At 69.2% G+C, this 3,540-nt stretch carries 3 protein-coding genes; all 3 read right to left on the reverse strand.

Features of this window, described 5'->3' with window-relative positions; translation table 11 throughout:
- Positions 1-54: 54 nt before the first annotated feature.
- A complete protein-coding gene (locus tag AB0J09_RS59565; RefSeq protein WP_360712426.1) occupies positions 55-501 on the reverse strand; it encodes an arginase family protein in 447 nt (148 codons plus the stop codon).
- Positions 502-1,233: 732 nt separating this feature from the next.
- Complete coding sequence (locus tag AB0J09_RS59570) at positions 1,234-2,904, reverse strand: hypothetical protein (protein ID WP_360712429.1); 1,671 nt, start codon at positions 2,902-2,904, stop codon at positions 1,234-1,236.
- 311 nt (positions 2,905-3,215) lie between these two features.
- Positions 3,216-3,540 (reverse strand): hypothetical protein (locus AB0J09_RS59575; protein ID WP_360712431.1); only part of this gene is annotated, 325 nt, incomplete at its 5' end.

Here is a 3,540-nt window from a genome sequence, read left to right on the forward strand (position 1 = left end):
CGCCGAACGCACAGGGTTGATCGCCGCCCGCCGCCGAGGCGTGAGGAGCGCCGGTCAGAGGCGAAGCGCGGCGCCCAGCCCGCGGATCACCTCCGCCTCGGAATCGCCCGGGCCGCCGGAGGGCGCGTGTTCCGTTATGGCCGCTCCGACCACGTTGTCCAGGCGGGAGACCAGCTCGATCAGCCGTTGCGGCGCCACCCCGTCCGGCTCGGGATAGCAGACGGAGCCGAACTCCGCGGGGTCGAGGACATCCAGATCGATGTGGACGTACACCGGGCCGGTGAGCCCGTCAAGTGATCTTTCGAGGTCGTCCACGCCGTGCACCCGCAGCCCCGCCGCTCGGCGTAGTCGCGTTCGGACGTGTCGCCCGCGCGGACTTCCGCGAGGATCACCTGCCCGGGTGCCAGCGGCTGCTCCGGCACGAGCGGGGCCGGCCCATCTCCGATGTGGGCATGCCACCTGCGCGGGCGTGGACGCTGGCTTCGCCGCTGAGAATGCCACTGAGGGCGTGAAGCACTGCCCATCCGCGGGCGCGGCGCAGAGTCGCGGTGTCTGGGGACGGGTTGGCGTGCGGCGGTATGCAAACGGTCCGGCCGTGTCGTCCGGCAGCGCTATCGCAGGGAAACTCCTCGCGGACGATCGGGCGGGGTGGCGCCTCGAAAGGGGTGGCGTGGTGCATGTCCGTGGTCACCGTCATCGCCGCTCGCGCGGCCGACAGGACGTTGCGGGCACGGCCCTCAGCGTGTGGAGGAGCGGCTCCGGACGCTAAGCCCGTTTGCCCCAGCTCGATGGTTATCTTGGGTTCTGAGGCGCTTTCGCAGGTCAGAGCGAGATGATCTTGCCAGGCGCGTAGGGCATGATGGCCAGCGCTGACGGCACGGCGGGCTGCGGTGGCGGACGGTCGCGCTGGCCCCTTCATGACGCGCATGGACCTCGCCCCAACCTTGCAGGACATGCTGTCCGCATCGGTCGCCAGCACCCTGGCCCGCGCCGCCGCGCTCTGAGAAGGCGTCCAGGGCCGACGCCCTCGAACGGGCTGGCGTCGCGGTGTCCGGCTGCTGGGCCGTCCCCAACGAGCCCCCGGGAACTGACCATCCGACCAGAGCACGCGCCCGGCGACTACTACGAAGTGCACGTCGTGGCGGGAAGACCCAAGCGGGCTGAGTTCCGTGGTTCGGCGTGCCCAACGACATGGGTGACGGCGATTCGGATCGCCGTCACCCCGTCGGGAGGTTACGCGGGGGGCTGGGAGACGATGATCACGTGGGTGGTCTTCGCTGGCTCGATTGTCGAGTTCCCCACCAGCTGGATGACGTACGTGTGCTTGCCCGCCGTCGTCGGCGTGTCAGCGAAGCTGAACGACCCGTCGGCAGCGGCAGTCATCTTGGCCAGGGCTTTCGAGGTAGTGCCATCGGGGTTGGAGACGTTACGTACGACGGTGACAATGGTGGGCGGGAAGGTGATGCCGTCAGCGGCGAACGTCCCGTTGAATTCGAGTCGCTCGCCGACGACGCCGGTGGTCGGGCCGGGCACCGTGAGCACCGGCTTGTACAGGCCCACCTCGACGATGGCCGAGGCGCCGCTGCCCCTGAACCATGAGTTGCCCGGCCAGTACAACCGATATTCGTACGACCCCCATTTCGGTGCGGTATCGGTGAACTGGTACGTGCCGTCCGCCTCTGTGGTGACTTCCTGGAAGGGCCGGGAGGTACCGTCGGGGAGCCAGCGGTACAGCTCAAGCGTCTGCACGCCGGGCAGCGCGCCGGTGCTCAGCGTGAGCCGCCCGCTGAAGGTCAGCTGCTTGAGCGCGGTCGCCTCGGAGGGAGCCGTCATGGTCAGGGTGGAGGCGTGGTAAGGCGAATGCGGTAGCCGCCAGAGGTGCATCCGCCCGGTGTCAGGCTCCTTCAGCACCGCATAGGTGAGTACGCCGTAGAAGGCGATGCTGCCCGCCACCAGCGCCTTCCCCTGGTGGTCGGCCGAGTAGATCACCTCCGCTGTGGCCGGGTCGTACACCACAATCTCCGCCGCGTCGCCCGCGGAGGAGTTCCAGCCGCCCACGACATAGGCTCCGTTCGGGCTGGCCGCGACGGCGGTGGGCAGGCCGTGCTCGCTCAGCTCGCCACTGTCGTAGGCGCGTGTCTTGGCGTTGGTCGTCGTGTCCCAGGCGTCGAACTGGTGGGTGTCGGCCAGCGCCGACAGCGCCGCTGACCCGTAGTCGCCGAGGGCGAGGTCCCGCAGGGACGTGTCAGCGCGGATCTCGCCGCGCGGGGTGGCCGGGGTGCTGCTGACGTCATACACCCTGATCGAGGCGGGGTCGGCTCCCGGCTCTCCCGCCACCAGAGTGCTCCCGGCGACGGCGACCAGCGGAGGCTGCGTCGTGCCTGGCCCGACCGGGACGAGGGTGGGTGTCGGCCTCCACAGCTCGAGGGCGACGACGCCTCCTTCCCCCGCTTGGCCGCACCCGTATCCGACCCACAGCCGCTCGTACGACTGGGCCAGTGTGGACGGGCACGGGTAGGCGGTGAGGTCGATCCGCTTGGTGATGGCAAGCGTTGCGATGTCGATCTCGATCACTTCATGCGAATCGCGCAGCGCCGCGTACACCTTCCTGCCGTTGTCCGCCACAGACAGCGCCACGGCACCGGATAGGCCGCTGATCGTGTCGATGAGCGCACCGTCGCTTTTGGTGACCACGATCCGATCGTCGGCGGCGACGAAGATTTTGCCGCTCTGCGCCACCACGTCGCCGCCCCTGTCGGCGGCGACGCCGAGGTCGGTGACGATGTCGGCGGCCGAGGCGGCGGGTGCCTGAGCGACGAGCAGGACCGCTGCCAGGAGCAGGGACCCAGCCAGGGCGGCTAATCGGTGGGAAAGAGGAGCACGGCCAGAGCTTGAGAGGCGCACATGCACTCCATTCTAAAGGACGATTGTCGAACGTATGTTCGCACATTGGATCATCGTCGTCCAGAACGGCCTCAGACAAGGTGGTCCCATCGCCCGCCGCCCCAGACGGACCTCGTACGGGGCGTCGCCAACAAGGTCCTGACCGCGATGGGCACGGTGTGGGTGCGCCGTGAGAGGTCATCATGTCTTCTCGGCCACCCATCCAACGAGTTGCCCCTCTCGGCAGGGATCGGGTGCCACCCGAGGTCCATCGTTATCGTCGGCGCGGTGTCGCCTTCGGAGCACATGCCTGCAAGGCCAGCCAACATGCCTTACGTGCCTACTTTGGCCTGCTGGGCGGCCCGGCGCAGGCGCCCGAGGTCCTGGCGGCGCCGTGCTGCGGTGGCCCGCCCGGGCCACAGCTGATCGGCTGGGGCATGGACCCCGGCGACGGCGGCGCCGACCAGGCCGACTACCACACCTGGAACCTTCGCCGCGGGCGGGCTCGCGGGCAGTTGCGTATCTTGGGTATGAGATGGCGCGACGACGACGCCGTGGTTCGAGTACTGGCTCGCGACGCCGGACGAACTCGCAGCCGCCGTCGCCGAGTCGGCGCCGACCCTGGAGGCTCTGGAACGCGACCCGGCAGGTTCCGGC

The organism is Nonomuraea sp. NPDC049784 (assembly GCF_040659615.1).
GTDB lineage: Bacteria > Actinomycetota > Actinomycetes > Streptosporangiales > Streptosporangiaceae > Nonomuraea.